General features: G+C 46.3%; 3 protein-coding genes. All 3 read right to left on the bottom strand.

The features are described from left to right. Positions 1–31 precede the first annotated feature (31 nt). Positions 32–1,024: a cytochrome d ubiquinol oxidase subunit II gene (locus ACP45E_RS11100; RefSeq protein WP_017034989.1), complete on the bottom strand. Its 993-nt coding sequence runs from the start codon at positions 1,022–1,024 to the stop codon at positions 32–34. Continuing rightward, positions 1,021–2,358, bottom strand: coding sequence for a cytochrome ubiquinol oxidase subunit I (locus tag ACP45E_RS11095; RefSeq protein ID WP_017034988.1), 1,338 nt, complete (start codon positions 2,356–2,358; stop codon positions 1,021–1,023). Before ACP45E_RS11095 ends, ACP45E_RS11100 begins: the two co-directional genes overlap by 4 nt. Positions 2,359–2,665: 307 nt before the next feature. Next, positions 2,666–3,553: a penicillin-insensitive murein endopeptidase gene (mepA, locus tag ACP45E_RS11090; RefSeq protein WP_017038030.1), complete on the bottom strand. Its 888-nt coding sequence runs from the start codon at positions 3,551–3,553 to the stop codon at positions 2,666–2,668. Between the last annotated feature and the right edge of the window lie 70 nt (positions 3,554–3,623).

The following is a 3,623-nucleotide window of genomic DNA, read 5'->3' as shown; positions in this document are numbered from 1 at the left end:
TGAGAAGTATGACGCCTAGTTATTGTTACCGCTATTTATAACTCAGTTCGGTCGCTTTGCCTTTAAAAATGCGATAAACCGCAAAGGTATAGAGCAAAATCATCGGCATCACGAACATGGCGCCATAACCAACAATCAGCAGCGTCGCAGGGGAAGAAGCGGATTCCTGCGCCGTCATCAGACCCGGTACTACTTCCGGAAAGAAGCTATACGCGAGCCCCAAAAAGCTTAATGCAAAAATCACCGTCACGCCAAAAAATGGCCAGCGGACACCGATATCATCGGCCATCGGTACCTGACGAAGATAGCGATCGACTAAGAATATAGTCGCTAAAACGATCATGGGAATCGGTGCCAACAACAGCATTTCAGGGAAACTAAACCAACGCAGCGCTACTTGTTCGTTAACGATAGGGTTCACCACACTGACCACCAAAATACCCAACGCGGCTACCCAACCAGCCCTTCTCGACCAGTGTGCCGCTCGTATTTGCAACTTACCTTCGGTTTTCAGTACCAGCCACGCCCCACCAATATATACATAAGCCGCTGTCACACATAAGCTACTCAATAGCGCAAAGCCTATCGCTTCGGACGAGTCTTCAAATCCCATAATGTAACGACCAACCATATAACCCTGCGTCAGAGACGCAACCAATGAACCGATCCTAAAACACCAGTCCCATCGCTCTTTGTGATCCGAAAGGGCTTTGGCTCGAAAATCGAACGCAACACCACGCATGATCAATGCGATAAGCATGACCGCGGTTGGAAGGTAAAGCTCAGTCAATATCAAGCTATGAGCACTAGGAAAAGCAATTAGCAGAATCCCAACGGCCAAAACTAGCCAGGTTTCATTCGCATCCCAAAAGGGACCAATGGATGCGATCATTCGGTCTCGCTGTTGTTCGTTATTACTTGGCAACAGAATACCGACACCCAAATCATAGCCATCCAGCACTGCGTACATAAACACTGAAAAACCGAGCAACAGTAAGTAAATTTCTGGTAAATGGTTGATCATGATACGACCTCTTGCTCTTTTGATGGCGCCTCGTGTGCGGCGATGTCTTTACGCGCTAAATAGAATAACGTGTGAATGTACGCCACTAGCAAGACCGCATAGATCGTTAAGTACATAAACAGCGAGATCATGACACTACTGCTTGGTACTGTGGTCACCGCCTCTGATGTCCGCAACACGCCACTCACTAACCATGGTTGTCGGCCTATTTCGGTAACGTACCAGCCTGCTAATGTCGCCACCCACCCAGAGAATGTCATTGCCACCATGGTATACAAATAAGGCTTGGGTAATGTTTTACCGCGAGTAAGGCGCAGCGCACCATACCAACTCACCAGTAACATCAATACTCCCATTCCGACCATGACTCGAAAACCAAAGAAAAGTGGTTTGACCGGTGGGTGGTCAGGAGCAAACTGGTTAAGCCCGACAATTTCACCATTCATATCGTGGGTTAGAATGAGACTGGCGAGATTAGGGATACCAACCTCAAAGTCATTGCTGCGAGTCTCTTCATTTGGCCATGCGAACAACAGAAGTGGTGCACCTTGCTCGGTTTCCCAAACACCTTCCATCGCCGCAATTTTAGCCGGTTGATGCTCTAATGTGTTTAAGCCATGCAGATCACCAACGAAAATTTGCAGTGGAATAAACCCCGCAGCCGAAAATAGCGCGACCTTTAAGCCCAACTTCGCAGCCCGATGACCCGGTTGTTTGATCGCTTGGTAAGCCGAGATCCCCGCGATCAAAAAGCTCGCTGTGAGTGCCGATGCCAATAAGGTATGCGCCAATCGATAAGGCAAGGATGGGTTTAGAATCACTTCTTTCCAGCTCGTGACATGAACGATACCATCGATCACTTCATAACCACTCGGTGTGTGCATCCAGCTGTTGAGCACCAATATCCAAAAAGCCGACATACTGGTCCCGATAGCAACCAAAACGGTCGCTAAGGTGTGAAACCAATCCGGCACTCGACCGCGACCAAACAGCATCACCCCAAGAAAGGTCGCTTCCATAAAAAAGGCGGTCATCACTTCATAGCCAAGCAGAGGACCCGCAACATTGCCGACGCGCTCCATAAATCCTGGCCAATTGGTGCCAAACTGGAAGCTCATGGTAATGCCTGAAACCACACCAAGCGCGAAAGTCAGCGCAAAAATCTTGACCCAGAAGTAATACACATCAAGCCAAACTGGCGCCTGGCTGCGATTATATCGCCACTTAAAGAAAACCAGCATCCATGCTAATGCAATGGTGATGGTTGGAAAGAGTATATGGAAGCTAATATTGGTTGCGAATTGGATCCGCGACAACATGAGGGTATCTAACATCTTTTGTCCTCAAACATTCTTTTCGCTCGGATGAGCGCGTTGATGATGTAATTTAATTACGTTCAAAGGAGCGAATTAGATCAATCAAGCACACTGTAAAATTGATTTATATCAACTTTAGAAGAGAAAAGGACTAAGATAATCGTATCAAAATACAACGATATGTATCTAAAATTTAATAAATTACTGTATTTTGTAATAAAAATGGTAGGTTAAATACCAATTCGGTTTAACCTTAGAGAAGTATCGGCAAAAATGAAATTAAGTTACACACAATTAACATTTTTACCTATTTAAAAACAGAAAGTCACTGGTTTTTTAGAAGGGTTAAGCATTGTTCCGGCATCGGTTTAAGGCGTTTTTTATTCGATTTCGCCTTTTCTTTCGGTTTGTTCATGGAAACCTTGGGCTGTGAAGCTTGCGGTTTCGGCTTCCAACTCGCCAGTTCCGCACCGCAACCATCGCCTTTTGGCGGTTCTTTTTGAGGTAGGCAAGAGGGATTCCCTTTCGGGCATTTCAAGCGAACATGCATATGGTAGTGATGGCCCCACCAAGGGCGAACTTTCCGCAGCCAAGCACGTTCGATGCTCTGCTCGCTGTCACACAAGGTCTGTTTAATCACAGGGTGTACAAAGATTCGCGCTACCTGATCATCACTGGCTGCCATTTTTATCAGCTCAAAATGACGAGGATCCCAATGCGATTGAGTCAACTGGTAATGTTTGATATCCACCACACTTAACGGTGTAGGTTTGGCTAACTGCGATGCTGACAAAGGAGCATCGGCAAAGCGCAGCCATATATCGATATCCAAACCCGTTTGATGGCTAGAATGTCCACTCGAAAAACGACCGCCTTGTGGTAAGGATATGTCGCCAATTAAAATACCACTATTGAGATTTCGCTTTGACTGAGCAGCGAGAGTTTGAGCAAAATGAATGGTATTCGGGTGTCCGTAATAACGACCTCGGTCACGACGTAAAACCTGATAACCGGTCCCTTCGAGAGGAAGTGCTTTAGCCCCTGCTAGACAACCATTAGAGTAACTCCCTATGGATTCCGTTGGATGGGAGGATGGTGAACGCTTTGATTCCCATGGGGTTACTTCGGTCGCTTCGGTTGCCTCGATAGCATTAGCGAAACATGTCAGTGTGGCCAGTGACAGCCCAAGAAGCACTCCTTGCCATTTAACCATTTTCCCTCTCTTACATTCACCGTATTATAAAAATCATAGAATAATGCTAATCGTAGTAAATAACTGTTCA

The organism is Vibrio genomosp. F10 str. 9ZD137 (assembly GCF_049974785.1).
In the GTDB taxonomy this organism is placed as follows: Bacteria; Pseudomonadota; Gammaproteobacteria; order Enterobacterales; family Vibrionaceae; genus Vibrio.
Note: the sequence above shows the minus strand (reverse complement) of the source record. Positions and strands in the feature narration are given on the sequence as shown.